The following is a 25,407-nucleotide window of genomic DNA, read 5'->3' on the forward strand; positions in this document are numbered from 1 at the left end:
AATGTTGACTTTCTTATCAGCATAGCGGATAAGCGCATGTACAAAATGAAATTTCAACGTTAAACGGTATATATGATGAGAAAGTTCATGCAAGTACTGCTTCTACTGGCAGTCATTGCGGCAGGTGTGTTGGCTTGGGTATTTATTCCATCGCACGAAACCATCGGGCAAAAAACGCTTGAGCAGGCACTCAACGACGACTACAGCCTCGTTGGACATCGAATCTACTCAACCGATCCGGATGCTGGCAACCGATTCGGCTACTTCGTATTGGCAACGGGCCAGAGCATTGAAGAGCAAGAGCCGTTTTTGGTCACTTCGGATCAGTTTATTCGCATGGAGAAAACGGGTGATAATACCTTGTCTGTGACCATCAATGGCCGTATTTACCATTATCATAACGACTTGTGGGTGCCAAAATCAGACGGGAAATTGCAACACTTTTTAGTCAGCGCAACCGCCAAGTACGTACGCTAAAACGGGAACCTTACTCCCCCCAAAAAAACAAAGCCCCGCAGTGTATGCGGGGCTTTTTACGTGAAGAAGAAAATAACATCGAAAAAATGAGCGTTACTTCGCTAACACTTTCTCTTTAATCACTTTGAGTACCCCAGCCTCTTGGTTGCTTGGCGCAGAATAACGAGCAATTTTCTTAATCTCTTCGTGCGCGTTGGCAACCGCGTACGAATGCTCACTGACTTGCAGCATTTCGAGGTCATTGAGGTAATCACCAAACGTCATTGTTTCTGCCGGAGTAAAATTCATCGTCTCTTGAAGGTGCTGAATGGCCGCGCCTTTAGACGCCTCGGCATTCATCACATCCAGCCAAATTTTTGCGCTCACTACGACTTTATGCGTTGCGCCAAACTTCGCGTTCATGGTCGGGAACAGGAGCTCTTCCGAACCGTCAAAGTGACAAATTGCTACCTTAATAAACTCGTCTTCGACCTCAAGCAAATCCGTCACATATTCACAGCGGTGGTAGTACTTTTGAAATTCTTCCAGCGATTGCTGATCATGCGTTTCGATGTACGCCGAGCGCTTGCCACACAATACGATGTTCGCCCCGTCAATCTCACGAGCCGCTTTCACAATCTCCAACACTTCCGCTTTAGGAATGGTACAACTGTAGAGCTCTTTGTCTTGGTACATCACTAAGGTGCCGTTTTCAGCCACATACAACAGTCTGTCTTTGATTGGCGCGAACGTGTCTCGCAGACTGTAATACTGACGACCAGACGCAGCGGAGAACAAAATACCTTGCTCTTCCAGTTGCAAAAACAGATCGAAAAACTCCGGATCCAAACGACCGTATTGGTCAAGCAATGTGCCATCCATATCGGAAGCAATAAATTTGATGCGAACTTGTGACATTAACTAAAACTCTAAATGACGCTGCGAAAATATATCCATGTAAGGTACAGGATCTTGTATGAATCTCAAGTCGGGATGACGACGCCTTTCGCTATTACCAAGGATGCTGTTTAAAGTAATCTTCACTGTGATCGATGAAAGCTCTCACCGCAGGAGACAAGTGTTTACGTGATGAATACAGCGCGTAAATGTTGAGATCATTTGGCTTCCAATCCGGCAACACCGACTCAAGCTGACCCGATTTGAGATAGATATTGCTCAAGTAAGTTGGCAACATCGAAATACCCATGCCTTGTAAAGCGCCATGCAATAACGCCGTGGCCTCATTGCTGGTTAGGCGACACTCAATTCCCACCGATTCGAACTGGTCGCCCTGAGACAAATGCCACACGTGACGCTCAAAGTTTTTGTATCCCAAACAGTCGTGTGAAGATAAATCTCGCGGATGCGCGATCGCGTGGTGAGTTTGCAAATATTGCGGTGATGCTACCAACACCGATTCGCACACCGCAATCGGCTTACCAATCAAAGAAGGATCGGGATCTGACGCAATTCGGATCGCCAGATCGATACGTTGTTCGGTTAGATCACTCACTGAATCTTGCAGATCTATGTCGATATGCACTTTGGGGTGCTTTTGCATAAAACTGTTTACTACGGGGATCAACTGTGAGAATCCAAATGAAGTACTAGACGCAAGACGGATTTTTCCGGACAGCTCACCATCAGCGGCAATGTTCGACGTTAATGTATCGGCCTGTTTTAACCAGCGCTCAATCTGAGGCAAGCTGCGCTCCCCTGCGGTGGTGAGCGACACCTTGCGCGTAGTGCGGTGCAACAAACGAGTTTGCAACCAGTTCTCCATCGCCTCTACGTAACGAGTCACCATTGGCCGAGACATGTCTAACCGCTCTGCGGTCGCGGTAAAACTGCCAGAATACACCACATCCACAAACACTTTTGCTGCCGTTACTCTATCCATACATTTGCTCGAAATAAGAAATAGTGATGTACATTATTGTGTATTTTTCCGAGCGTATCAATTTCCTAATATAGCTCCCGTTCCCAAGCCATGGTCGCTTGGCCCCAAATTCTTTAGGAGCTTATTATGAAAAAATTCACTTTGATTGCTGCATCCATTTTAATGGCAAGCCCTGTTCTAGCGGCAAACCACTCTCCCCTTACCCTTGAGGTTTACAACGCCGACGGTAACAGCTTCCACGTAAACTCAACCTTGGTATACGGTGAGACTGACGCCATGGTTATCGACACTGGCTTCACCAAAGCTGACGCGATGCGCATTGCCGCTAAAGTGCTGGACTCAGGCAAAACGCTTAAAACCATTTTTATCAGCCAAGCGGACCCAGACTACTACTTTGGCGCAGAGGCCTTACACCAACAGTTCCCTGATGCGCAGATCATCACAACGCCTGCGGTTCAAAAAATTATTAAAGAGAAATTGGCTGGAAAGCTGGCGTACTGGGGACCAAAGCTTGGCGCAAACGCACCGGTAAAACCAGTGATCCCTGTCGCGTACGATAAAGCATCATTGGAGCTAGAAGGTCATAAGATTGAAATTCGTGGTAACCATGGCACATCAGCACACCGCCCTTACCTATGGATTCCAGATAACAAAGCGATTCTAGGTAACGTAGCCGTGTACTCAAACGTACATTTGTGGATGGCAGATGCCGCTGACCAAACCGCCATCAATGCTTGGGAACAGCAACTTAGCGAGATGCTTGCGCTTAAACCTCAAGTGGTCATTCCTGGTCACATGAAAGCAGGCTCAAAGCTGAACGCAGACACCATTCGCTACTCGCAACAATACTTGCAGGATTTTCAGCAAGCGAAAAAACACAGCAATAACAGCGTTCAACTCATTGACACCATGTCTGCGAAATACCCAGAAGCTCAATTGCCAATCGCGCTAGAAATCGGTGCGAAAGTGCATACTGGTGAAATGTCATGGTAACCGTGCATTACTTCTTCGATCCCATGTGTGGTTGGTGCTACGGGGCATCACCACTCATCGAAGCCTTGATGGACACCTCTCAATTTAAGGTAGAGCTTCATCCCGGCGGTATGATTGAGAAACGCGCGATTGAACCTGAATTTCGTCAGCACATCATCAATAGTGACGCTCGTATTGCAACCGAAACCGGAGCGACGTTTGGTGAAGCATATCTGCAACGCGTGAAAAGCGAAGATACGTTTGTTCTTGATTCTTATCTACCAACACAAGCGATCTTGAGTGCGGAGAAAATGGGGCTGAATCCATGGCACATGCTAAAGGCCATCCAATCCGCGCATTACCAGCTCGGGTTAAAAGTGAATGAAGCATCGACACTCAAAGCCATTGCAGAATCGCTAGGTTTAGCAAGTGATGCGTGGGAGCAAAACATGGCGTTAAGCGAAGCCGAACTAGATGAGAGAATTCGCTCTAGCCGACAATTGATGCGACAGTTACACGTTGGTGGTTATCCAACCCTGATTGCAGAAGTAAATGGCGAGTACTTGACCTTGCCGCACTCGACCTACTACGACAAACCGGCACAGTGGAAGCTTGCATTACGAAAACTGCAATAAACTCTTCCCCACTCGCTCTTGTCCTTAATCCAAGAGCGAGTGCCAACACCGACATGGCAATCCTGACTCAAACAGGTACAATCCTCGCTCGATTTTTTACTCGCGCGGATACCCACCATGCACTCGCCTGAACATTGTTTTACTCGTTTTACTGCTGATACTTCTGGTTATGAATTACCAACGCAGTTTACGTTTCCGTTCTACTACACGCCGCATCCTCTTTGCGTTATGGCCGCAAAGCAATTGCAACAGCACTTATTAGCGCAAACCGACTTCGAACACGATTTTGGTTTGGTTAATGAAGAAACGGGGCGAGGCAAAATGTTTGGCGTATTGCTGGTAGAAAGCCCTCAAGGCGAGCTCGGCTTTTTAAGTGCGTTTTCTGGCAAAATTGCTGACCAAAACTTGATTCCAGGATTTGTCCCTCCTGTGTACGACATGCTGACCGATGAAGGCTTCTTCCGCGCAGAAACGGATGCCATCAACGCCGCCAATACGGAGTACAAAACCTGTGCCGCGAATCCGGAATTGGCGGATCTTAAAGCGCAAATCCAAGCCGACCGCGCCGCTTATCAGCAAGAGGAGCAAACACAGCGCCAAGTGATGATTGACGGCCGCGCCGCACGCAAACGACAGCGTCAACAGGGCGAGCAAACACTCAATGCCGATGACCTCAAAATCTTATTGGATGAGTTGGGTAAGCAAAGTGTCGCCGAGAAAAACGTTCTCAAATACTTAAAGCAAGCGTGGGATGAAAAGCTTGCAATCAAAGAAGCGCGCTTGGCTGAGTTAGAGCAGCAACTTGCTCATCTGAAAGAACAGCGCAAAACGCTCTCCAACGCTTTACAGCACAAACTGCATAAACAGTACCGCTTTCTAAACAGCCATGGCGAAGCACGCGACTTGGTGGACATTTTTGCGGACACCACAAACCCAATACCACCAGCAGGTGCAGGGGAATGTGCTGCGCCAAAACTGCTCCAATACGCGTTTAAATACGGATTCAAACCGCTGGCGCTGGCAGAATTTTGGTGGGGTGTGTCGCCAAAGTCTGAAGTTCGCCAACACAAAAAATTCTACCCATCGTGCAACAGCAAATGTCAGCCGATTTTGGGCCATATGATGCAAGGGCTGGATGTCGAACCTAATCCATTGGCGGAGAATTGGGCAGAAGACAAAGAACTAGAGATAATCTACCAAGACGACGCTATGGTCGTCGTCAACAAGCCCTCGGGCTTACTTTCAGTGCCTGGTAAAACTATCAAGGACTCTGCTTATACGCGCCTACAAGCGATGTACCCTGATGTGGAAGGGCCGTTTGTGATTCATCGTCTCGACATGGCGACCTCTGGCATTTTGGTGTTTGCCTTAACTAAGCGCGCGAACAAAAGTCTGCAAAAACAGTTTATGGCTCGCGGCGTACAAAAACGTTATATGGCACTGCTCGAAGGCGTATTAAACGAGCCTGAAGGGGAAATTTCACTGCCAATGCGTGGTGACCCCGACGACCGCCCACGTCAACTGGTGTGTTTTGAACACGGGAAACATGCAGAAACCTACTGGCAACTGATTGAAGTCAAAGATGGGCGCAGCAAGGTATACATGTATCCGAAAACCGGGCGAACTCACCAACTACGTGTACACAGTGCTCATCACATGGGGTTAAACATGCCGATGGTTGGTGATGGTTTATACGGCGAAAAAGCGAATCGCTTGCACCTGCATGCTGAGATGCTAGAGCTGGATCATCCATACAGCAAAGAGCGTATGGTGTTCCAAGCTGAGTGCGAATTCTAACGTCTTCCCGATTTTAAATAACAAAAAGGCACTGACTATCAGTGCCTTTTTTTGTTTTCTAACAACAGAATAAGCGTGATGCGTAATACCGAAAACCGTTAGCTCACCTTAAACTTGGTCCACACCTGAGAGCGCCAACGTCTTGCCATGATGATACCACGTACCCATTCATCGAGAGCGATTGCCATCCAAGCCCCTAAAACGCCATAACCCAAGTGGATGCCAAAGATGTAAGAGAAAAGCACGCCTAGTCCCCACATACTCAAAATCCCCATTTGCACTGGGAACTTGATGTCACCCGCGCCTTTGAGCCCCGCGATAAAAATCAGGTTAAACACACGTCCGGCCTCGAGAAAAATTGAGCCCATGACTAACGAACCTGCCAATGCGAGTATCTCTGGTTGATCGGTAAATACGCGCAGAATCTCTTCTCTAAACAGGTAAATCAGTGTGGTTGCCGCCGTTGATGCCACAAATCCCACTAAGAAGTAGATTTGTACGCGTTTTAAAATGCTACTCACCCAACCTTTACCGATGTAGTAACCGGTCTGAATTTGCGCAGCCTGACCAATTGCCAGCGCGAAAGCAAACGAGAAACGGGCAATGTTTTGCGCATAAGTGAAAGCCGCCAACGATGCCGTCCCCATTTGCACCACAAAGTATACAATGCAGATTTGCGCCACGTTGTAAGATAGCACCTCACCCGCGTTCATGCCGCCGATTTTTAAGATCTTTTTGTAAATCTCTGCCGGTACTTGTTTCATGGTCGACATTGGTAGTTCAATGCTACTGCGAGCGAGAATAAACCATAACATTAACGTACCGATGACTTGGCTGACGACGGTTGCTATTGCTACACCTTGCACACCATACACAGGTAAACCGAATGGCTGGTAAAGCGCAATATAGTTACCAATGATGTTGAATACACCCGAGATCAAATTCACCACCATTGGGGAACGTGAATAACCATGACTACGCAGAATAGTTGTAAAAACAACGCCAATCGTAACGTTAAACGTCATCGCACCGCTTATCAGCAGATATTCATGAGCGTACTGCTCGACTTGCGCTTCCAAGCCGTAATACGGGAGTAGGTATATCGCACCAAGCACGGCAATCACACTCAATAGCACACCGACGAGCACAGACAACGCAATACTCGCAACACCAACGCTCACTGACTCTTGCTCGCGTCCAGCGCCATTGTATTGGGCAATCAAAATCCCCGTACCGCTACTGACAAACGTCGAAACGATGATTAAAAAGAAGGTAATCTGCGTGATCACACCAACAGCGGATACGGCTTTGTCTGAGTAGCCACTCAGCATGAACACGTCACTGGTTCCTAAAGCCGTCCGTAGCAAAATTTCGACAAGAATTGGCCAAGCTAATGCCACGATGGACATTCGTTGGTTGATGTTTTGGCTTTTAGGCATGCTTGTAACCTTTCCTACAACTAAAAACTGCCTCACAATTTTGTGAAGCAGTTTAAAAATAGTGACTCGAACGAAGCTCGATATGAGGTTGTGATTTAGCGCGGATTCTAGTCGCATATTGGTCATAACGACAACAATATTTCGCCCTGTTTCGGAAAAATATTTCTAATGCATTTTCGAAACGACATATGCCTTGACGATACGTAGAGCAGAGATTGGTGAACAATACTCTCAATCAACGAGCACCGAACAGAATTAGGATAATCAATATGAATGCGTATAACTAGATACATTACTTTGAGTTATCAGTCCAACCATATAGAGCCATGAAGAACCGTCATAAAAACCTGCATGCGCCACCATTCCTCTTTGAACACTCGCACCAAATCACACTGATGGCTTTGCACTAAAAATGACTGATATCACATTTGGAAACTTTGTTGTTCTATTTATCGCGAAAATACCGCCTAGAATAAGCGTACACGTTAATTAAGCAAGGATACGTAATGTCGACATTGGCTGGGGCGCGCTTAGAAGAAATGGCGGACATCCGCTCAACAAGAAAAAAGAAAATTGTCTTTTTATGCTCCAGTATCGCCGCTGCCTGTTTAACTTATGGTTCCATTGCTCAATCACTTGAGAATAACTGGGGTTTAAGCTTTTTCCATGCTTTGTGTGCCTTGGCATGCTTAGCAATCAGTTATGTAATAAAAGTCCAGCGGCACCATCAATACGCCGACTTATGGCTAAGTGCTGTCTTAATGTTCGAAGGGTTATTGTTACTTCTGTATAACGACGCTCCGTCAGGCAAGATGCTATGGCTATATCCTATTGTCGCCACTCTGGTATTAATTAATGAGTTTAAGGTCGGTCTGCTGTTCAGTGGCACCTACATTTTACTGATCTTTTTTGGGGTCGCTTTTTTAGATCGACTGCCAACAGCCACAGAAATCATAGAGCGGAGATTGATGCTGACCCTGATAGCGACCGCGTTTGTGTGTCACACGTTCTCGTATTACTACACGAAAGTCCTCAATTACATTCAAACACTGTATCGTGAGGGGATTGAGGAGTTAGCATATTTTGACCAGCTCACAGGGCTTGCCAATCGCTGGAGCTTTGAGACTTGGGCGCGCGCAAAGCTCGATGAAATCAAGCACTCATCTGATGATAGCATCACCGCATTGGTTTTTCTCGATATCGATAACTTCAAGCACATCAACGACACCTACGGGCACGATATTGGTGACCAAGTACTTCAAGCCTTCGCAACTCGATTAAAAAATAACATTCGCAACAAAGACAGAAAAACCGATAAACACGACTACTCCATCGCTCGATTTGCGGGCGATGAGTTTGTAATCATGCTTTACGATGTAAAAAGTAAAGATGACCTCGACAGCATCCTAAAACGGATCGTAAATCTGTTTCCGACAGGTTACCGAAGCTACGATATGATTAACGAGTTAACGATGAGTGTAGGTGCTGCTATCTATAAGCAAGATGCAAAGGATTTGTCTGAATTGACTCGATGTGCAGATAAAGCAATGTACGCAGCTAAACATACTGGTAAAAACCAGTACGCCTTTTATGAGCACTGCAATACGGAAGAACAGTCAACATCTGATGCACCAGCGGTACCAGAAGCTTGCTAATGACTAAGCGAACACATGCATCACCCAAAGCCCCACAACGAGGAATACGATTAACCACACTACTTGCAACGTTCTGTTCGGCTTGTCTTGCTGACGAGTGGGGTGATCTTTAAACGCACGGCCCTTCATTTTGCCCATTAAGCTCTTTCCTAGAGCACGTCGATAAAATTCACGTCTCTTATGAGCGGCGTTGGCAACTTCGGTAAAGCGCTGTCTTTGCTCATTGGTGAGATCTTTGTCCTCGTAACGAGGAGGGAGATCAGAATGCTTGCGTTGTACTGCCATCACTTCCTCCCTGGTCGATGGGTACATTTTTATTAAGTATATACCCAAATAACCAAAAAGATGCGTTATAAGTGAAGCACATAGACGAAAAAACCACCCGAAGGTGGTTTTATGACGAGCAACAAATGAACGCTAGAAGTACTCACATAAATACGCAGTCGCTTCTTTCACTTGAAGCTCAAATGAAGAATTACCTTCCACTTCAAAAAACTCACCACTTTGATAAGTCGTCCAATCGCTCTCGCCAACACGCTTGACCACAAGCGCACCTTTTACAACCGTCATACGCTCTGGTGCTTGAGTACCAAACGTGTACTCACCAGGAAGCATCACACCAACGCTAACATCCTGATCTTTCTGGTTAAAGCCCAGTGATTTTACACTACCAGCAAAATAGCTATTTTCCTTAATATTCATTATTGGTTTCCTTATCAAAAGTCCGCTCTTTTTTACCTTGTTTCTTTCCGTTACTCAAGCTTTGAAAGCCATTAAATTCAACGTAATAACGCACATCCTTTGCTACTGAGCGAGAACCTCTTTTCACGAGGATTAATCAGGCGACCTAAACCGAGCAAGAAAAACTGCGAAGTAATGAATGTGAGCAAACAACAAAACCATCAATAAGATGTGTATCTGAATGTAAAAGTGGACATTAGATCATAGTTTCGTCGTCTCAATGGCGGGATTGTTTGTTTTTAAAAAGGAAGGTTTCCACCATGTTAAAAAAGTGGAGAAAATTAGATCTATGACGGACTCGACTCGCCGAAGGCGAAAAGCACGACAAGAACCAAAACTTTCATTTTTGGCTCGCCACCAATCCAAAATCCTCAAGAGTATATTTGTCTGCTTCGGGATGGGTCTGTTGACGTTTTTTGGCTATCAAATCCACCTCTCCTATCAAGACCACATTGATCCGGAAAAGGTGTACGGCGAATGGATTGAGATTGGCGCGCCACCCTACCAAACAGAACGTCTCGTTTTCACTGAAGATGGGGTATACCGAAACCATCGACTTATTACGACGGAATTTGAATTCGATGGCAAGGTCATCACGTTGAATACCGGATTAGGAAAGACCGCGTATCAGATCTCAGGCTCTCATCTTTCACCTCAAATACGCCGTATTGAGCCTCTTATTCCAGATCAGCGATTCATTCGTAAAGGATTTGAGCATACCGTTCAGGGCTCAGAAACCGGCGCAGCCTCTAAACGTCGCGCCGCGTTGAGTGAACACTTCAGCCGTGACTAATACGTCTTCACGGCTATTTTTCCTTTCAATTCTCTTTCTATATCAATGAAACAAAACCTTAATAAACAACAAAGTAAGGCCTTCATCGCATTTAGCCAACTCGTTACTGAGTAAACAATAATTTTAGTTTCTGCTGAGATTTTATAAATTATTGACTCAGTCTGACACTTTCTGTGTAACAGAGTGCGAGTTTTAGTTAAGTTCTCTCAAGTGCCTCGAAAACCGTCTTAATTTTTTTTGACGAAAAAAAACTCTCTGAAATGCTGAGTGTGATGCTTTTGCACGTGGAGTAAATCCAATCATCTTATCTGGTGCAAGAGCAGCCTATGTTCTAGGTAGAACATGAATCCAAGGATTGAGAGAGAAGTTATGATTCGATTTAACCTATGTGCAGCTGGAGTTGCTTTAGCGCTATCAGGTGCTGCAGTTGCGGCTCCAACCGCACCAAGTATCGATATGTACGGTTCCAACAACCTTCAGTTTTCTAAAATTGAACTCGCGATGGAAACCACGTCAGGCTACTACGACATGGTGAAATACCATGAGCAAGCGAAGATCACTGTTAAATTTAACCAGTGGAGTGGCACACCTGGTGACACTTACAACGTCTATTTTGATGGTGTAAAAGTAGCAAGCGGCCCTATCACTGGTAGCCAAACGACAGCTTCGTTTGAATACGGCCAAGGTGGCTTATACCAAATGGAAATCGAAGCATGTGATGCGACAGGTTGTGCGAAAAGCGCACCAGCTGAAATCACGATTGCAGATACCGATGGTTCTCACCTGAAGCCACTAACGATGAATGTTGATCCAAACAACAAAACCTACAATACCGATCCAAGCGTCGTGATGGGTACGTATTTTGTTGAATGGGGCATCTATGGCCGTGACTACACCGTCGATAATATGCCGGTCGACAACTTGACTCACATCCTTTACGGTTTTATCCCAATTTGTGGCCCAAATGAGTCTGTGAAGTCTGTTGGCGGCAACAGTTTCAATGCGCTACAAACTGCTTGTACAGGTGTGCCTGATTATGAAGTCGTTATCCATGACCCTTGGGCTGCTTATCAGAAGAGCTTCCCACAAGCTGGTCATGAATACAGCACGCCTATCAAGGGTAACTACGCAATGCTAATGGCATTGAAACAACGTAACCCTGATCTAAAAATCATCCCATCGATCGGTGGTTGGACACTGTCTGACCCATTCTTCGATTTCGTGGACAAGAAAAACCGAGACACATTCGTCGCATCAGTTAAGAAGTTCCTGAAAACTTGGAAATTCTACGACGGTGTTGATATCGACTGGGAATTCCCTGGCGGCGGCGGTGCAGCAGCCGATAAGGGCGACCCTGTAAACGATGGCCCAGCATACATCGCACTGATGCGTGAACTGCGCGTAATGCTTGATGAATTAGAAGCTGAGACAGGCCGTACTTACGAGCTAACGTCCGCTATCGGTGTCGGTTACGACAAGATTGAAGACGTAGACTACGCAGATGCGGTGCAGTACATGGATTACATCTTCGCAATGACTTACGACTTCTACGGCGGTTGGAACAACGTTCCTGGTCACCAGACTGCGCTTTACTGTGGTTCATTCATGCGTCCTGGTCAGTGTGACGGTAGTGGCGTTGATGAGAACGGCGAACCGTACAAAGGTCCTGCTTACACAGCAGATAACGGCATCCAACTTCTTCTTGCTCAAGGCGTTCCTGCAAACAAGCTAGTACTTGGTACAGCAATGTACGGTCGTGGCTGGGAAGGCGTAACTCCAGATACACTCACAGATCCAAACGACCCAATGACAGGTACTGCTACAGGTAAACTGAAGGGCAGCACAGCGCAAGGTGTTTGGGAAGATGGCGTAATTGACTACAAAGGCATTAAGTCATTCATGTTAGGTGCAAACAACGCTGGCATTAACGGCTTCGAGTACGGCTACGATGCACAAGCAGAAGCACCATGGGTATGGAACCGTACAACGGGTGAGTTGATCACATTTGATGACCACCGTTCAGTGCTAGCAAAAGGTAGCTACGCGAAGTCTCTTGGTCTTGCTGGTCTATTCTCTTGGGAAATTGACGCGGATAACGGTGACATTCTAAACGCGATGCACGAAGGTATGGCTGGTGGTGTGGTTCCTCAACCAAACCGTAAGCCAACCGCAGCCGCTGGCGCAGATCAATCGGTAACAGGTCCTGCAAATGTGGTTCTAGATGGCAGCCTGTCAAAAGACTCTGACGGCACCATCGTAAGCTACGCTTGGGAACAAGTATCTGGCACAGCAGTGGCACTAACAGGTGCAAACTCAGCGAAAGCAAGCTTTGATGCAGCAGAAGTTACTGTTGAAGAGCAATTAACTTTCAAGCTGACGGTGTCTGATAACGAAGGTGCAACGGCATCTGACCTCGTTGTAGTAACTGTGAAGCCAGCAGGTGTGGTTGACCCAGTGAACAACGCGCCAGTAGCGCAAGTTGTTGCTCCAGCAACAGCAAACGCTGGTGACGTTGTGGTTGTAGATGCATCTGCGTCTAGCGATGCAGACAACGATACCCTGACATTCAACTGGACTCTACCTCAAGGTCTGAATGCAACGGTTGAAGGCTCTAAAGTCACGTTCACTGCTGCGGAATACCCGCAAGACACAAGCTTAAGCTTCACTGTAAGTGTGAGCGACGGTAAAGCGTCTTCATCGGCAAGCGCGACAGTGGTTGTTGCACAGCACGCAACCGATCCGAACCCTGGTACTTGTGACAACGCATGGGATGCGAGCGCAGTGTACACAGGTGGTAACCAAGTGACTCACGCAGGTAAAACGTGGGAAGCGAAATGGTGGACTCAGGGTGACGATCCTAGCCAATCTGGCGAATGGGGCGTTTGGAAAGAAGTTGGCGTAGCTAACTGTAACTAACTTCAGCCTTGCAGACTTTCTGCTAAATAAACAAAGGACAGCTTCGGCTGTCCTTTTTGGATTTAACCTCTTAACGAGGAGAGCAACACCAGAGACGAAAAAATCTGAGGTGTTACTTTCAAATCGAATTAGCGCAAAACGGAGCGAATCAATCAGTAAAAGTAAGGGTTACCAAGCACTATCGAGCAAACGGTCAAAACTACTGAAGACTTGCTCACACTTCATCACTCGACCATGCCCCTGACCTTGTGTTGTCACTAACTCAACGTTTTTAATCTCTTCAGCCGCTTTTGCCGAGACACTGTATTTGGTGAACTTGTCTTGCTCATCATGAATAATAATGGTGTGAGACGGACGCTCAGACAAACGCTTCATCGGATCAATGGACTGTAACGGATAACCAAATTGGTCTTCAACTTCTGAAACCACAGCATTAAAAAGCTTCATCGAGTAACCGGAACGTGCAATGCTACCGAATAAGTTCTCTACGTAATTTAATACCGGAGCAATAAGCAGCAAAGGCTTGTTTTCTAATTTACAGTGCCTACACTCAAGAGCAGAAGCGGTGCCCATGCTGTGCCCAACTAGGCCAACAATATCCTCGACCGTATCCAACACATCTTCTAATCCTCTGACAAACCCCGGAATGTGCCCATACTGCCCCTCACTCTCACCATGTGCCGGATGATCGTACGCCAAAGCAGTAAACCCTTTCGACGCAATATGTTCCATCAGTGGATAAAACTGACTTGCCGTTCCAGACCAACCATGAGTTAGCACCCAAATAGGTCCAGAGCCCAAAGTATAGGTTTTGATGATGCCTGCATGCCCTTTAATTTCATCTTTGATAAGCCCTTGAGGCTCAATATTTTTAGGTTGCGTACGAGCAGGTGTCAGAAGAAGCTTGCGCGCGGTCTTCTTTGCATGTGACGGGGCCAGTGTATGGTGTAACCGAGTACTAATGTTCACCAAACTGCGCTTAATACTGAAACGTTGCGATGTATTAAAGTAAATTTTTTCACTCATAATCATGTCCTTAACTATCAGCTTTGCACAAAATAGAACGGTCGTGCTTTTTACGCTGATAAGAAAGAGCGAACTCAGCCGCTCTTGTGATTTTATGTCTACGAATCTGGGAAGCGATTAACCGATATTAGTCTTTCCAGCGAGAAAATAAGTTGTCGATCCCTTGCCAAAACAGACGCAAGCTTTCTTGCTCACCTTTAATTGAGTAAAAAACATGCGCACTCAAATAGAGACCGTACAAATCAAACGTTGCTTGGCGTGTATCTAAGTCTGCTGCAAATTCTTGCTTCTCTTTGCCTTTCGCTATTTGGATCTCCAAATAACTCAGCCAAGTGTCTATGGATTTACGCAGTCCGGCCTGAAGCGGGCAATCTTTATCTGCCGTATCATTCCAAGCGTCAAGAAACATACAACTTCCTTGGAATGCGTGATTCCAAGTCATCCAAGAGTCGAGCAACCCTCGAATTTTACGCTCGATATTGCCATCCCCGAGTTCTCGAGCAGGCTCAATAACCCGATCAGCGAACACTTTATTGGCGTGATCAAGCACCGATAGCTGTAAATTCAACTTCGAATTAAAGTGGGCAAACAGACCACTTTTCGACATACCGCATTGCTTGGCTAACTCTCCAATCGTAAGACTTTCTAATCCGTCTTCGCTGGCGATCTCAAAAGCCCGCTGCAGAATAAACTCTTTTGTCACTTTTCCTTTTTGCATAATCTTATTTTTAGCACGATCGTTCTTTTTTGCAATCTAGAGTTAACTGGTCTAACCATTATTCAGTGCTATTTTCGACTCACGAATCAGGTATTGATTGCGTTAATAGGTTAATAATTAAGAAGTTTGAAGTAAGTCTTAATTTTCGAAACAGCTTCAATGTAAGCGCAAGTCTGTTGACTTTTTCACGTATTACTTCAACAACAACCTGCTATTTTCACCTAAGTTTTTTATTTAGGTAAACAATGTAATGGCAAAGAAACAAAAAATAGCCAGCTTAGAGTTTGCACGTATCATTGCGATGCTTGCGATTGTGGGTTTGCATTGCCAGATGGCACTGACGTACTGGCAGTGGAATGGGATACCATGGGTTGGCTATATGCTCAACCAACTGGCTCGTTTTGCTGTTCCGCTGTTCTTTCTCATCTCGGGTTATCTAATCCAGCCGAAGTTGAGTCACTCACCTATCGATACTCTTAAGAACTACGCCAAACCGTTAATGAAGGTTTGGCTCATTTGGAGCATGATCTGTTTACTGATGCCATTCCAATGGCAGACGGTCGCTGAGGCTGGGTATCTCGCCGAAAGGCAAGGTTATTGGGGGTACTTAATGTCAACCCCGATCAATTCACTCATCGAAGGCGGACTCGTTCATCTGTGGTTTATTCCGGCTCTGGTCATTGCCGTAGCGTTAATTGCCTTTCTCGTGCATATCAATATGGTGCAACTGATACTGCCAACTGCAGTATTGTTATACATATACGGGGTCTTTGCTGGCAGTTACGCGACCATTACCGACCTGCTAGCGCCTTTCTTTACTCGTAACGGGCCTTTTTTCAGCACGTTGCTAGTTGTTCTGGGTTATTTCGCACGAGAAGCGCAGTGGCGGTGGTCGCGAAACAATACGGTTCGATGCATTATTCTTGGCATAGCACTGCATTTTGGTGAAGCTTACTGGCTGATGCAACATGACATCGCTTTCAACTCGCACGACTTCCTATTCGGTACCGTTATCTGGGCTGTAGGTGTCTTTATGTGGCTTTTGGCTCACCCTCATTTTGGCGACATGCCTTGGGTCTTCAAACTATCTCCTAGCGTGTTAGGAATATATGTTAGCCATCTGCTTATCATAATTGTCATGATGAATGTCGCTGGATTTATCGGGCTGCAACACCTCGCGAAAGATGTGTTTATTTATCCTGCAACGATTGTTGCAACCATACTGCTTGTGAAAGCAATTGACGCTTCACCGTTGAAAAAATGGCTCCTACGCTAAATGCATTCAGCTCTAGATATAGCTAGCTTTAACTCAAAAGGGTTAGAGCTAGCCAGTTAAAAATGAGATTTCTCTCTCATTGAACAATTTTTGACTTTCTAATCCTTCATAATTTGCTTTCACTCACAAAAAACATTGTTCATTTCCTTTAAATTGGCTCGACTATTACAACATTGCTCATTAAACGGAGGCTGTATGTGGGCAGGTCAAGGGCTCGTTCCTTTTTTAGAGATTAGTCACTGGTTAACTTACGGTTTATATGCCGCTGCGGTTTTATTCGGCGCAGCAAGCATTGCGTCACTCAGAAAATAGTGGCGCACACTATCATTTCCTAACTCCTACTGTTAATTCGAGCTCTCTCACAACTAACTCATTCATTTGTGGCTAATATTTCTCCAACCAGACAAAGGAGAAATGTCTATGCCAATCTATCCAATTGTGGCTTTCTGCTGTTTGTTGTTCTCTAGCGCCACCTTTGCTGCATCAACCAATGAACTGAATCTTGTTAATTCTGGTGTCGGTTACGCGGCTCTGATTATCTTTTCGATCGCTTACATACTGGTTATGTTGGAAGAGTATCTGAAAATGAGAAAATCCAAGCCAGTGCTGCTCGCTGCAGGGTTAATTTGGATTCTGATTGGCTACACCTTTGCTCAGCACAACCAGCCTGAAATCGCCAAATCCGCACTAGAACACAACTTGTTGGAATATGCCGAGTTGCTGCTGTTTTTGCTCGTGGCGATGACTTACATCAACGCAATGGAAGAACGCAAACTCTTCGATGCCTTACAGGCGTGGATGGTTGGTAAAGGTTTTGGATTCAAAAAGTTGTTCTGGCTGACGGGGTTTCTCGCTTTTGTCATTTCACCGATTGCCGATAACTTAACTACGGCCCTATTGATGTGCGCTGTAGTGATGAAAGTCTCTGGTGATAATCCTAAGTTCGTCAATCTTGCTTGTATCAACATTGTTATCGCAGCCAACGCTGGCGGTGCATTCAGCCCATTTGGGGATATTACAACCCTGATGGTGTGGCAGGCCGGTCATGTCAGCTTTGCTGAGTTCATTCCGTTGTTTGTACCGTCATTGGTGAACTACTTGGTTCCCGCGTTTTTGATGTCACTGTTTGTTCCAAACACAAAACCGAATACGATTCACCAACACGTTGAGCTAAAACGCGGGGCAAGGCGTATTGTCGCATTATTCATTCTGACTATTGCCACTGCGGTCTCTTTCCACGCCTTGCTGCACTTCCCACCCGTTATGGGCATGATGATGGGCTTGGCGTACTTACAGTTTTTCGGATATTTTTTGCGTCAAACTCTTAAACACTCACTCGCAAAAAAAGCAGCTATGGCAATTGCCAATGGCGATGATCAGGCATTGAAGCGCTTAGGCTCAGTGGTTCCGTTTGATGTGTTTCATCGTGTGTCTCGAGCCGAGTGGGACACCTTGTTGTTCTTCTACGGTGTTGTGATGTGTGTTGGCGGTTTAAGTTTACTTGGCTACCTCGAACTGGTTTCAAACGTCATGTACACGCAATGGAACCCAGTCTGGGCAAACGTAATGGTTGGTGTCCTATCTGCAATCGTCGATAACATTCCGGTTATGTTTGCTGTACTGACCATGGAACCAAGCATGTCGATGGGCAACTGGCTACTGGTCACATTAACCGCAGGTGTCGGGGGCAGTTTGCTTTCCATCGGATCCGCGGCAGGCGTCGCTTTAATGGGAGCCGCGCGTGGGCAATACACCTTCTTTGGCCACTTACAGTGGGCTCCCGTCATCGCCTTGGGTTATGCCGCCAGTATTGCGGTACACTTGTGGATGAATAGCGGTTTATTTACTTAAAAGCACCGACAATCAGGTGCTTAACTTGCAACACAACCTAGCGGTCGGATGGATGGTTAACGCCATCCATCACTTCAATCGTTCCCAACTCATATGGGTTGACACCCTCTAAGCAGCCGACATTATAGCCATACTCACTCGGGTCAGAACGACGCTGATGGTGCGTATAAATACCGCACTCGCCACAGAAAAAGTGCTTCGCAGTGTGTGTATTAAATTGATACTGCTTCAAGACGTCTTCGCCTTGCATAATACGAATACCGTTCAAAGGTACAGATGCGACAATCGCGCCACGACGTCGACACATAGAACAGTCACACCGTCTCGGTTTCTCAATACCATTGGGTAACGCCAGTTCCAACTCAACTTTTCCACAGTGACAACTCAGTCGATGTAATGTGTTGATTTGGGTGTTGCCAACTTTCTTAATCATAACTTTTCCTTGTTGTTTTTCTATCTGTGTACATTATGTTAAACAGGTTAATATCATCATAATCTCGTCCAAAAACTCGACATCCATCACTTTTCGCGACATTTTATTGGCCGATTTGTTAGTTGCTATTTTGGCGACTGTCTATCGCGTCCGTGAGACGTGTTATCTCCGGCGCGGTTTTTAAACCAAGGAAATTAATTTATGGACAAAGATCATAGCCTAAGAGAGAACCTCTTGGCTCTGACGCTCGGCAGTGCGTTGGTGTCACTTGGGGTGATATTTTTTAGCAAAGTAGGATTGCTCACTGGCGGTACGGCTGGTTTGGCGATCTTCCTAACCAAAGTGAGTGACTTCAGTTTTGGTCAGATATTTTTCGCTCTTAACCTCCCTTTTTATATTTTATCTGTGATGCGCATGGGTTGGCGCTTCACTATCAATACCTTTATTGCGGTTTCGATTGTCTCTTTTGCAGTCGATCATCTGCATCATGTGATTGAGATTTCACGAATCGAACCTTTCTATGCGGCACTTTTGGGTGGTGGACTGATTGGAATCGGTATGTTGGTAATTTTCCGTCACAAAATGAGTTTGGGTGGCTTTAACATTCTAGCGTTGTACCTTCAGGAACGTTTTGGAGTTCGAGCGGGTAAAGTTCAAATGGCGTTAGATTGTGCCATTGTGGTGATGTCACTGTTCATTGTAGATGTGCACCTTATCGCTCTATCTGTTCTAGGTGCCATCGCTACGAACTTGATTTTGGCGATGAACCATAAACCAGGACGATACCAAGCAAAAGCGCAAGCAGCATAATCATCGCTGCATAGTCAACAACCTTAAAGCCCCCAGCCAGTCGCTCGGGGCTTTTTTCATTCAACGCTAAGATCACGTCAACGAGCTCGTTTTGCAGTACTGCTGCATCTCTTCATCCAATTTAGCTTTATATTTCTGGCTAAGATGGAAGTGTACTTGCATCAGCAAGTCATGTGCGTGGAACAGCTCAAGCGCGTCGCTACCATGTTGCTGACAAATATCTTCACAGCGCTCAGCATGCACTTTGGCTTCTTGCGGTTTATCCGCTTTAAGCAAGCTCATCGCTAAGCGATACTCTGCGCGCTCTTCTTGCATCCAACCCCCAACCACTTTCCAATAGTCTAGCGCGAGTGTTGCTGCTTCTAACATCTTCGATTTTTCCATGGACGTGCGCTCAGCCAGCGCTTCGTACTGACATGCTAAGTTGTTTGCAGTGATCGCTATAGCGCGCGCTAATGGCCCTTCTGCATCGTTCGGCGTCATTCCTAACGCTGCTTTCACCAACCATTGACTCGCCAGTTCAAGCTGAACAAGTGCAGAAAGTTCATTCGAAATCAAAGCGTAAACTCGGCGTTGTTCTTGCTCTTCTAATAATTCCATATTGTCAGTGCCATCTACGAAATAGCGCGCAACGGCAATACTGCGTTGAAATGCCAAACTCTCGGCAACCTTGCGTTCATTAAAGTGATCTAAACAAGTAAGGAACTGTTCTGGGCACTGGAGATGCCCAATAGCGGTATGCAGCATCAATGCGAATATTCGCTCGATTTGGGTAACGTCTTCCACCTCGCTCAGAGCCGTTTCTAGCTGAGTATAAATTTGTTCGGGATTTTCCTCGTGATGCTGCCAACACTCACTCATGAAGGCATCAAAATCCGTTTTGAAAGGCATGTCCTTATTGTCCTTTTTCTATTCGTATAACGAATATGAAACTCTACACTATCGTTACCCCTGTGTAGCACGCTTAATCCCAATATGAGAATCGCCTCACTTAAAGCGGTGTACCTTGCTCCAGCGCGAGCAAACGTTGTTTGCGCTCCACTCCACCTGCATACCCAGTCAGTTTTCCGCTTTTGCCAATAACACGATGACAAGGTACCACGATAGAAATCGGATTCTTCCCGTTTGCTAACCCAACAGCACGCACAGCTTTAGGGTTACCTATCGCATTCGCGAGATCTTGATAGCTCCACGTTTCCCCATATGGAATGGTCGTTAGTGCCTGCCAAACTTGATTTTGAAAATCAGTGCCTGTCGCTGCAAGGGGCAAGTCGAATTCGTTGCGCAGACCAGCAAAGTATTCATCCAGTTGGGTGACAGCTTGGCGCAAAACCGGATGCTGCTCGTCTCGCACTCCCAGCTCACTAGGCTTAGTGGTGCATGTTTCAAACCAAATGCCAAGCAAGCCCTCAGCGTTCGATTGGATAGTCACCGTTCCTAGTGGACTCGGCATTTCGGTATAAAATGTTTTCATGATTGATTCCATAAGTGAAACGTCGCGTAGCTTCCCCAAGGGGCCGCAGTGTGCGTATTCAGTGATGGGTAACGCTGCATCGCCTTTTTCACCACTAAGTCTTTATCTAGAAAGCAATCGGGTTGAGATTGCCCTCGCAGTTGAGCATAACTGACGGTCCAAGGTCCAATGCCTTTCAAAGCTAGCCACTGCTGGGGGTCAGCTTCTGAGTTGTCCTGCATAAACTGAGCGAAGCGCACTAGCGTCTCTTTACGACTTTGCGGCATGCGCAAAAAGCTCACGTCGGCGTTTGCAATATCACTGGGAGTCGGGAAAAAACGTTTTTCTGACTCACCACTAAGTGTGGCCACCAATAAGTTAAGTTGACCAATCGCAGCTTTAACCGACACTTGCTGGCCTAAAATCGCTCTAGCCCCTGCTTCCCATGCATTCCATACACCAGGAATACGAATACCTTTACTCGACACGAGCCCAGGCGCGACATACTCCAAATGCTGCTCAACAGTACAAATATCAGCGTCAAGATCGAACATACGACGAATGTCAGACACCAAGTTTTGCAGCTTCGTTACGTCTTCAATTTCAAACGCCAGTTCTAAGTATCCTTCACCTTTTGTCGCTTTAAACCAGGCTTTGCTGTCATCCAAAAAAACGTTGCGCTGATAACTCTCATCACTCACCAGCTCAACCCCCTCAACCGCTCGCAAACGATAGAAGTCCAACATGTGCGACCAATTCAACTCACCTCGATAAGGTAAGGCAATTCGATTGCAACCCGCACCATCAAACTCTTTACGGCGTACTTGAGAAGGCGTTAGTTTGAGAAACTTTTGAAAAGCATCGTTAAAGCGGCGCGTACTGTTAAAACCTGACGCAAACCCCACGTCGGTGACCGACATAGAGCTGGAGTGAAGCAACTGTTTGGCGAACATTAGTTGCTGATATTGCGCATACTGCTTGGGTGACATACCTAGATACTGCTCAAACAACATACGTAAGTAACGGTCAGAAATCCCAACACGCTCAGCCAACTCAGACACCGAATGGTGATGCAACTCCCCTCTATCAATTAACGAAATCGCTCGTTGAAAGGTCGTCTCGACACCTTTCCATGCCCAAGATCCAGGCGCGCTATCAGGTCGACAGCGTAAACACGGACGGTACCCTGCTTGAAGGGCTTGCGTCTTATCAGCGAAATACTCAACATTTTCTTCTTTAGGCAAATTTGCCGGGCAAATCGGACGACAAAAGATTCCCGTTGTTTTTACCGCCACATAAAATCGCCCATCAAAACGACTGTCTCGCGCGACTCGCGCCTTGTGACACTGCTCGAAGGTCAGTGAGGTATGGGGGTGAATAAACATAGTGCTTTCCTTGCTCATGCCTTTTGTCATTTATTGTTCATAGGCATCGTTCAATATAGTGTTATTGTAGCTTGCTTAAGCGCCCACAATTAGCCATTTTCGGAACTCAATATTGAGATTTATTGGCATTAGCGCTTTTGTACACTAAAGTTAGATCCAGAACATCACAACAACGTCGGCTAAAGGGAATTGGCATGGACTTACATACTTGCGTAATTGTATTAAGAAACCAAAAGGTTATTACCAGTAAATCCGTAGATCATTCTATTGGAATTATCGAACGAGACTCAGATAACGAGATCTCAGAAATTCAGATTAATGCGACGGATGGACGTAATATTCGAACTTATCACTACAACAATGTAGAGGAGTCATTAGAGAGCTTAATGAACCTCTGACGGTTTTCTTTAACACACCTTTCTCCCTTGTTAAAAGCGAAAGCAATAGAGCACAGTACATGTGCTCTTTTTTTTTGTTTAACAGCAAAAATGTTTATCGAAAATAATGACAGACCTTGATTTAAAACAGACAATAATCGGCAAATAAACACCCAAATATAAAAATCAAGACATTGATTTAAATAAATAAAAACCAATCATTCAATTTTTTAGAACGAGTTTATCAAAATCCTCCCGTTATTTTTATGTTCGCCTCTACCTAAACTGTTCTCAACAGCACGGGAGCACACGCTTCCCACTCATTGAAAAGAGTCAGAGGACAGAATCATGAAAGCACTATTACAGAAAATTACCACATCAAACGCAGGTTACAGCGCACTATCACTTCGCGTTCCAATCGGCATTATCTTTATGGCGCACGGCGCACAAAAACTATTTGGCTGGTTTGGTGGCTACGGCCTAGAAGGCACAGGTCAGTGGATGGCATCTATCGGTTTAGGTCCTGGCGTACTCATGGCGTTACTTGCGGGCAGCGCAGAGTTCTTTGGCGGCTTGTTCATTTTACTTGGTCTGCTAACTCGACCAGCAGCGGTTGCTTTGGCGTTCACGATGGTGGTAGCGATATTCTCTGTCCACTTTGAGAATGGCCTGTTCATGGCAAACAACGGTTACGAGTTTGGCTTGGCATTACTGGCAGCGAGCGTTTCTCTGGCGTTCTCTGGCGCAGGTAAAGCAGCGTTAGATAACTTTTTAAACAAAAAGCTCTCTTAAGGAGGCCTTATGATTACGGTAAGACATGCAGCAGACCGAGGTCGAGCAAACTTTGGCTGGCTTGATAGCAAACATACGTTTTCTTTTGGTAGCTACTACGATCCTCAACATATGGGCTTTTCTGAGCTGAGAGTCATTAATGACGATGTAGTCAAGCCTGGCGCGGGTTTTGATACACATGGCCACCGTGATATGGAGATCATCAGCTATGTGTTGGAAGGTGTTATCGCACACAAAGACAGTGAAGGTAACGTCAAAACACTACCTGCAGGTGAATTCCAACTCATGTCGGCAGGGAAAGGGATTTACCACAGTGAGTACAATGCGTCGAACCAAGATACGCTGCGGTTTCTACAGATTTGGATTCAACCGAACACATTTGGAACCAAACCAGGTTATCAGCAAAAAGATTTTGGGCGCAATCCTGGGTTAACGACTATCGCAACTCCAACTGGAGAAAACGGCACGCTACTTATTAAGCAAGATGCGACTTTGCATCAGTTAATTCTTGAGCCAAGTAGCGAACTAAACTTTGAGATTGAGTCGGGCCGAAAGCTATTCATCCATCAAGTGACAGGCAGCCTTAGTGTCGACAATACCACTTTGACGGCTGGCGACGGCGCGAAGATTGAACACCAGAGTAAGGTTGTTTTGCGCAATACATCAAACGAAAGCACAACAGCCCTGTTGTTTGACTTACCATAACTATCGATTCATCGAGATAAAAACAAAGCCGCCTTGATTTCTCAAGGCGGCTTTTTTCGTTTTTCTGACTTTTCATTCAACGCTATTCGTCGGAAGTGCCAGAACCAATTTGCTGAAAACTGTAAGCGGTCAGTGGATCGATCTCTTTGACAATTTCTTCCACTTGCTTAATCGCGTCTACAGACGAGCTAGCTTTACGATAGCTCAAATAGATAGGGCGACACCAATCTTCTACTCCAGACACCTTGTGAAGCTGCCCATTAGCGATAAATGGCTCCACGAGAGAGATTGGTAAGTACGCGGCTCCACCCTTCTCTAAAATAAAGTCCAATGCGATACGCGCTGTTGAAGTGCGTAGATATGGAGCCGGAATCTTAGGGTGACGCTCAGAATGCTCTGAGGAGAAACGGGTCCCCCAGTCAACGTACACATATTTGTTTTCGAAAACGGTGTCTAAAGAATCTTTCTCAGTTGATACCAGAACGAGAACAACATCTGCCACTTTTTTACAGTTAAGCTCATCAGCTTTGATCTGATCGAACGCAAATGCCATATCTAACGTGCGCTCTAGTAAGCTACGACTGAGCATCTCACGTCCCATCACTTCTGCCATGAAGCCATAACCACCAAACGAATCTGTGACGACACTTAAACAATTCTGTAAATAAGCGTCCCAAATGTTTGGCGTGCCACCTAACGTTAGTTGCAGCGCTTTGCCATCTTCAAGCGATAATTCTAGCTTCGCTTGTTGCAATGTAGTGACCATTACCTCGGCATAGCTGATTAAGCGCTCACCTGCAGAGGTCAACTTTATGTTATTTCGATCACGAATAAACAATTGCGTATCGAAGTAACTTTCCAATTGTTTGATACGTGCGCTCACAGCGGCTTGGGTAATATAAAGGTTCTCAGCAGCACGTCCGAAGTGACGAACTCTTGCCAGCTCTAAAAATGTTCGAAAGACTTTTACATCCATAAACCATCTCCTGGTTAATATAAAACCAGATTAACAACTAATTAAAATCATGACGACAAAAAAGTTTTGTTTTTCTTTTGTTAGATTTAAGCCTAATTTTCGCCGTAAGTTCACTACATTCATCAATAACGGTTACAGAGGCTGTTGACATGTCTGACACTGAATTCCGTCATGGCAAAAAACGTTTTTACGATAACGTAAAATTCCCACGCGGCTTTGCAAAGTCTGGCGATTTTACTCTTTCAGAAGAGGAAATCCTAACAATTTATGGGGATACAATGCTTGGCTTAGAGTCAGGCGA

The 25,407-nt window shown here is 45.7% G+C and carries 26 protein-coding genes; 14 read left to right on the forward strand and 12 right to left on the reverse strand.

The features are described from left to right. The first annotated feature begins 87 nt into the window (after positions 1-87). Positions 88-477: a hypothetical protein gene (locus R7041_RS17370; RefSeq protein ID WP_242531658.1), complete on the forward strand. Its 390-nt coding sequence runs from the start codon at positions 88-90 to the stop codon at positions 475-477. Positions 478-570: 93 nt separating this feature from the next. On the opposite strand, the gene R7041_RS17375 is transcribed toward R7041_RS17370, so the two are convergent. Continuing rightward, positions 571-1,374: a Cof-type HAD-IIB family hydrolase gene (locus R7041_RS17375; RefSeq protein ID WP_054729173.1), complete on the reverse strand. Its 804-nt coding sequence runs from the start codon at positions 1,372-1,374 to the stop codon at positions 571-573. Positions 1,375-1,468: 94 nt separating this feature from the next. After that, positions 1,469-2,356, reverse strand: a complete 888-nt coding sequence (locus R7041_RS17380; protein WP_005383264.1) for a LysR family transcriptional regulator — start codon at positions 2,354-2,356, stop codon at positions 1,469-1,471. A 126-nt stretch (positions 2,357-2,482) separates the two neighbouring features. On the opposite strand from R7041_RS17380, the gene R7041_RS17385 reads away from it, so the two are divergent. The 3 genes from R7041_RS17385 (at position 2,483) to R7041_RS17395 (ending at position 5,760) form a co-directional block, all read left to right on the forward strand. Continuing rightward, positions 2,483-3,349, forward strand: a complete 867-nt coding sequence (locus R7041_RS17385; protein ID WP_206949202.1) for an MBL fold metallo-hydrolase — start codon at positions 2,483-2,485, stop codon at positions 3,347-3,349. Next, a complete protein-coding gene (locus tag R7041_RS17390; protein ID WP_206949201.1) occupies positions 3,343-3,963 on the forward strand; it encodes a DsbA family protein in 621 nt (206 codons plus the stop codon). Before R7041_RS17385 ends, R7041_RS17390 begins: the two co-directional genes overlap by 7 nt. Before the next feature lie 117 nt (positions 3,964-4,080). Then, a complete protein-coding gene (locus tag R7041_RS17395) occupies positions 4,081-5,760 on the forward strand; it encodes an RluA family pseudouridine synthase (protein WP_206949200.1) in 1,680 nt (559 codons plus the stop codon). Between the two features lie 98 nt (positions 5,761-5,858). On the opposite strand, the gene R7041_RS17400 is transcribed toward R7041_RS17395, so the two are convergent. Further along, positions 5,859-7,199, reverse strand: a complete 1,341-nt coding sequence (locus R7041_RS17400) for an MATE family efflux transporter (RefSeq protein ID WP_206949199.1) — start codon at positions 7,197-7,199, stop codon at positions 5,859-5,861. A gap of 506 nt (positions 7,200-7,705) precedes the next feature. Between R7041_RS17400 and R7041_RS17405 the strand changes: the two genes are divergently transcribed. Beyond that, positions 7,706-8,854 carry a GGDEF domain-containing protein gene (locus tag R7041_RS17405; RefSeq protein ID WP_025768745.1) on the forward strand — a complete coding sequence of 383 codons (1,149 nt, stop codon included), beginning with the start codon at positions 7,706-7,708 and terminating at the stop codon, positions 8,852-8,854. A gap of 3 nt (positions 8,855-8,857) precedes the next feature. Here R7041_RS17405 and R7041_RS17410 read toward each other — a convergent pair whose 3' ends face one another. After that, positions 8,858-9,139 (reverse strand): hypothetical protein, encoded by a 282-nt coding sequence (locus R7041_RS17410; RefSeq protein ID WP_005374405.1) that lies wholly within the window; start codon positions 9,137-9,139, stop codon positions 8,858-8,860. 132 nt (positions 9,140-9,271) lie between these two features. Beyond that, on the reverse strand, positions 9,272-9,556 hold the full coding sequence (locus R7041_RS17415) for a pyrimidine/purine nucleoside phosphorylase (RefSeq protein WP_005383244.1): 285 nt from the start codon (positions 9,554-9,556) through the stop codon (positions 9,272-9,274). A 328-nt stretch (positions 9,557-9,884) separates the two neighbouring features. On the opposite strand from R7041_RS17415, the gene R7041_RS17420 reads away from it, so the two are divergent. Together R7041_RS17420 and R7041_RS17425 are read left to right on the forward strand one after the other, a co-directional pair. Then, entirely contained in the window at positions 9,885-10,388 is a 504-nt protein-coding gene (locus R7041_RS17420; RefSeq protein ID WP_206949198.1) for a DUF2850 domain-containing protein, read from the forward strand. 369 nt (positions 10,389-10,757) lie between these two features. Further along, the gene (locus R7041_RS17425) at positions 10,758-13,304 is read left to right on the forward strand and encodes a glycosyl hydrolase family 18 protein (RefSeq protein WP_206949197.1); all 2,547 of its coding nucleotides are present in this window, start codon (positions 10,758-10,760) and stop codon (positions 13,302-13,304) included. A gap of 168 nt (positions 13,305-13,472) precedes the next feature. Here R7041_RS17425 and R7041_RS17430 read toward each other — a convergent pair whose 3' ends face one another. Both R7041_RS17430 and R7041_RS17435 read right to left on the reverse strand, forming a co-directional pair. Continuing rightward, entirely contained in the window at positions 13,473-14,330 is an 858-nt protein-coding gene (locus R7041_RS17430) for an alpha/beta fold hydrolase (protein WP_206949196.1), read from the reverse strand. A gap of 127 nt (positions 14,331-14,457) precedes the next feature. Further along, positions 14,458-15,048, reverse strand: coding sequence for a TetR/AcrR family transcriptional regulator (locus R7041_RS17435; protein WP_086047588.1), 591 nt, complete (start codon positions 15,046-15,048; stop codon positions 14,458-14,460). A 250-nt stretch (positions 15,049-15,298) separates the two neighbouring features. Here R7041_RS17435 and R7041_RS17440 point away from each other — a divergent pair, with 250 nt between their 5' ends. Together R7041_RS17440 and nhaD are read left to right on the forward strand one after the other, a co-directional pair. Continuing rightward, positions 15,299-16,324: an acyltransferase gene (locus R7041_RS17440; RefSeq protein ID WP_206949195.1), complete on the forward strand. Its 1,026-nt coding sequence runs from the start codon at positions 15,299-15,301 to the stop codon at positions 16,322-16,324. A 420-nt stretch (positions 16,325-16,744) separates the two neighbouring features. Beyond that, positions 16,745-18,175, forward strand: a complete 1,431-nt coding sequence (nhaD, locus tag R7041_RS17445) for a sodium:proton antiporter NhaD (RefSeq protein WP_206949194.1) — start codon at positions 16,745-16,747, stop codon at positions 18,173-18,175. 37 nt (positions 18,176-18,212) lie between these two features. Here nhaD and R7041_RS17450 read toward each other — a convergent pair whose 3' ends face one another. Continuing rightward, positions 18,213-18,608, reverse strand: a complete 396-nt coding sequence (locus tag R7041_RS17450; protein ID WP_206949193.1) for a GFA family protein — start codon at positions 18,606-18,608, stop codon at positions 18,213-18,215. 201 nt (positions 18,609-18,809) lie between these two features. Here R7041_RS17450 and R7041_RS17455 point away from each other — a divergent pair, with 201 nt between their 5' ends. After that, positions 18,810-19,418, forward strand: coding sequence for a YitT family protein (locus tag R7041_RS17455; RefSeq protein ID WP_005374427.1), 609 nt, complete (start codon positions 18,810-18,812; stop codon positions 19,416-19,418). Between the two features lie 72 nt (positions 19,419-19,490). Here R7041_RS17455 and R7041_RS17460 read toward each other — a convergent pair whose 3' ends face one another. The 3 genes from R7041_RS17460 to R7041_RS17470 all read right to left on the reverse strand — a co-directional run bounded on the left by R7041_RS17460 (position 19,491) and on the right by R7041_RS17470 (position 22,256). Beyond that, complete coding sequence (locus R7041_RS17460) at positions 19,491-20,309, reverse strand: hypothetical protein (RefSeq protein ID WP_206949192.1); 819 nt, start codon at positions 20,307-20,309, stop codon at positions 19,491-19,493. A gap of 100 nt (positions 20,310-20,409) precedes the next feature. Continuing rightward, positions 20,410-20,892, reverse strand: coding sequence for a methylated-DNA--[protein]-cysteine S-methyltransferase (locus tag R7041_RS17465; RefSeq protein WP_005374431.1), 483 nt, complete (start codon positions 20,890-20,892; stop codon positions 20,410-20,412). Next, the gene (locus R7041_RS17470) at positions 20,889-22,256 is read right to left on the reverse strand and encodes an AlkA N-terminal domain-containing protein (RefSeq protein ID WP_031780807.1); all 1,368 of its coding nucleotides are present in this window, start codon (positions 22,254-22,256) and stop codon (positions 20,889-20,891) included. The genes R7041_RS17465 and R7041_RS17470 overlap by 4 nt, the downstream gene beginning before the upstream one ends. Before the next feature lie 194 nt (positions 22,257-22,450). Here R7041_RS17470 and R7041_RS17475 point away from each other — a divergent pair, with 194 nt between their 5' ends. The 3 genes from R7041_RS17475 (at position 22,451) to R7041_RS17485 (ending at position 24,130) form a co-directional block, all read left to right on the forward strand. Next, positions 22,451-22,654, forward strand: coding sequence for a hypothetical protein (locus tag R7041_RS17475; protein WP_017633816.1), 204 nt, complete (start codon positions 22,451-22,453; stop codon positions 22,652-22,654). A 327-nt stretch (positions 22,655-22,981) separates the two neighbouring features. Next, positions 22,982-23,425, forward strand: coding sequence for a DoxX family protein (locus R7041_RS17480; RefSeq protein ID WP_005374434.1), 444 nt, complete (start codon positions 22,982-22,984; stop codon positions 23,423-23,425). Positions 23,426-23,434: 9 nt separating this feature from the next. Further along, positions 23,435-24,130: a pirin family protein gene (locus R7041_RS17485; protein WP_206949191.1), complete on the forward strand. Its 696-nt coding sequence runs from the start codon at positions 23,435-23,437 to the stop codon at positions 24,128-24,130. A gap of 82 nt (positions 24,131-24,212) precedes the next feature. Here R7041_RS17485 and R7041_RS17490 read toward each other — a convergent pair whose 3' ends face one another. Next, complete coding sequence (locus R7041_RS17490; RefSeq protein WP_005374436.1) at positions 24,213-25,106, reverse strand: LysR family transcriptional regulator; 894 nt, start codon at positions 25,104-25,106, stop codon at positions 24,213-24,215. Positions 25,107-25,255: 149 nt separating this feature from the next. Between R7041_RS17490 and maoP the strand changes: the two genes are divergently transcribed. Beyond that, the coding region (maoP, locus tag R7041_RS17495; RefSeq protein ID WP_318128667.1) for a DUF413 domain-containing protein at positions 25,256-25,407 on the forward strand (152 nt) is incomplete at its 3' end.

It is taken from the genome of Vibrio sp. 1751, from assembly GCF_033339895.1.
GTDB classification, from domain to species: Bacteria; Pseudomonadota; Gammaproteobacteria; order Enterobacterales; family Vibrionaceae; genus Vibrio; species Vibrio alginolyticus.

What these genes read in the sequence shown, in the direction of transcription:
- R7041_RS17370 (WP_242531658.1), top strand. Translation starts at nt 88, where the DNA reads ATGCAAGTACTGCTTCTACTGGCAGTCATTGCGGCAGGTGTGTTGGCT.
- R7041_RS17375 (WP_054729173.1), bottom strand. Translation starts at nt 1,374, where the DNA reads ATGTCACAAGTTCGCATCAAATTTATTGCTTCCGATATGGATGGCACA.
- R7041_RS17380 (WP_005383264.1), bottom strand. Translation starts at nt 2,356, where the DNA reads ATGGATAGAGTAACGGCAGCAAAAGTGTTTGTGGATGTGGTGTATTCT.
- R7041_RS17385 (WP_206949202.1), top strand. Translation starts at nt 2,483, where the DNA reads ATGAAAAAATTCACTTTGATTGCTGCATCCATTTTAATGGCAAGCCCT.
- R7041_RS17390 (WP_206949201.1), top strand. Translation starts at nt 3,343, where the DNA reads ATGGTAACCGTGCATTACTTCTTCGATCCCATGTGTGGTTGGTGCTAC.
- R7041_RS17395 (WP_206949200.1), top strand. Translation starts at nt 4,081, where the DNA reads ATGCACTCGCCTGAACATTGTTTTACTCGTTTTACTGCTGATACTTCT.
- R7041_RS17400 (WP_206949199.1), bottom strand. Translation starts at nt 7,199, where the DNA reads ATGCCTAAAAGCCAAAACATCAACCAACGAATGTCCATCGTGGCATTA.
- R7041_RS17405 (WP_025768745.1), top strand. Translation starts at nt 7,706, where the DNA reads ATGTCGACATTGGCTGGGGCGCGCTTAGAAGAAATGGCGGACATCCGC.
- R7041_RS17410 (WP_005374405.1), bottom strand. Translation starts at nt 9,139, where the DNA reads ATGGCAGTACAACGCAAGCATTCTGATCTCCCTCCTCGTTACGAGGAC.
- R7041_RS17415 (WP_005383244.1), bottom strand. Translation starts at nt 9,556, where the DNA reads ATGAATATTAAGGAAAATAGCTATTTTGCTGGTAGTGTAAAATCACTG.
- R7041_RS17420 (WP_206949198.1), top strand. Translation starts at nt 9,885, where the DNA reads ATGACGGACTCGACTCGCCGAAGGCGAAAAGCACGACAAGAACCAAAA.
- R7041_RS17425 (WP_206949197.1), top strand. Translation starts at nt 10,758, where the DNA reads ATGATTCGATTTAACCTATGTGCAGCTGGAGTTGCTTTAGCGCTATCA.
- R7041_RS17430 (WP_206949196.1), bottom strand. Translation starts at nt 14,330, where the DNA reads ATGAGTGAAAAAATTTACTTTAATACATCGCAACGTTTCAGTATTAAG.
- R7041_RS17435 (WP_086047588.1), bottom strand. Translation starts at nt 15,048, where the DNA reads ATGCAAAAAGGAAAAGTGACAAAAGAGTTTATTCTGCAGCGGGCTTTT.
- R7041_RS17440 (WP_206949195.1), top strand. Translation starts at nt 15,299, where the DNA reads ATGGCAAAGAAACAAAAAATAGCCAGCTTAGAGTTTGCACGTATCATT.
- nhaD (WP_206949194.1), top strand. Translation starts at nt 16,745, where the DNA reads ATGCCAATCTATCCAATTGTGGCTTTCTGCTGTTTGTTGTTCTCTAGC.
- R7041_RS17450 (WP_206949193.1), bottom strand. Translation starts at nt 18,608, where the DNA reads ATGATTAAGAAAGTTGGCAACACCCAAATCAACACATTACATCGACTG.
- R7041_RS17455 (WP_005374427.1), top strand. Translation starts at nt 18,810, where the DNA reads ATGGACAAAGATCATAGCCTAAGAGAGAACCTCTTGGCTCTGACGCTC.
- R7041_RS17460 (WP_206949192.1), bottom strand. Translation starts at nt 20,309, where the DNA reads ATGCCTTTCAAAACGGATTTTGATGCCTTCATGAGTGAGTGTTGGCAG.
- R7041_RS17465 (WP_005374431.1), bottom strand. Translation starts at nt 20,892, where the DNA reads ATGAAAACATTTTATACCGAAATGCCGAGTCCACTAGGAACGGTGACT.
- R7041_RS17470 (WP_031780807.1), bottom strand. Translation starts at nt 22,256, where the DNA reads ATGTTTATTCACCCCCATACCTCACTGACCTTCGAGCAGTGTCACAAG.
- R7041_RS17475 (WP_017633816.1), top strand. Translation starts at nt 22,451, where the DNA reads ATGGACTTACATACTTGCGTAATTGTATTAAGAAACCAAAAGGTTATT.
- R7041_RS17480 (WP_005374434.1), top strand. Translation starts at nt 22,982, where the DNA reads ATGAAAGCACTATTACAGAAAATTACCACATCAAACGCAGGTTACAGC.
- R7041_RS17485 (WP_206949191.1), top strand. Translation starts at nt 23,435, where the DNA reads ATGATTACGGTAAGACATGCAGCAGACCGAGGTCGAGCAAACTTTGGC.
- R7041_RS17490 (WP_005374436.1), bottom strand. Translation starts at nt 25,106, where the DNA reads ATGGATGTAAAAGTCTTTCGAACATTTTTAGAGCTGGCAAGAGTTCGT.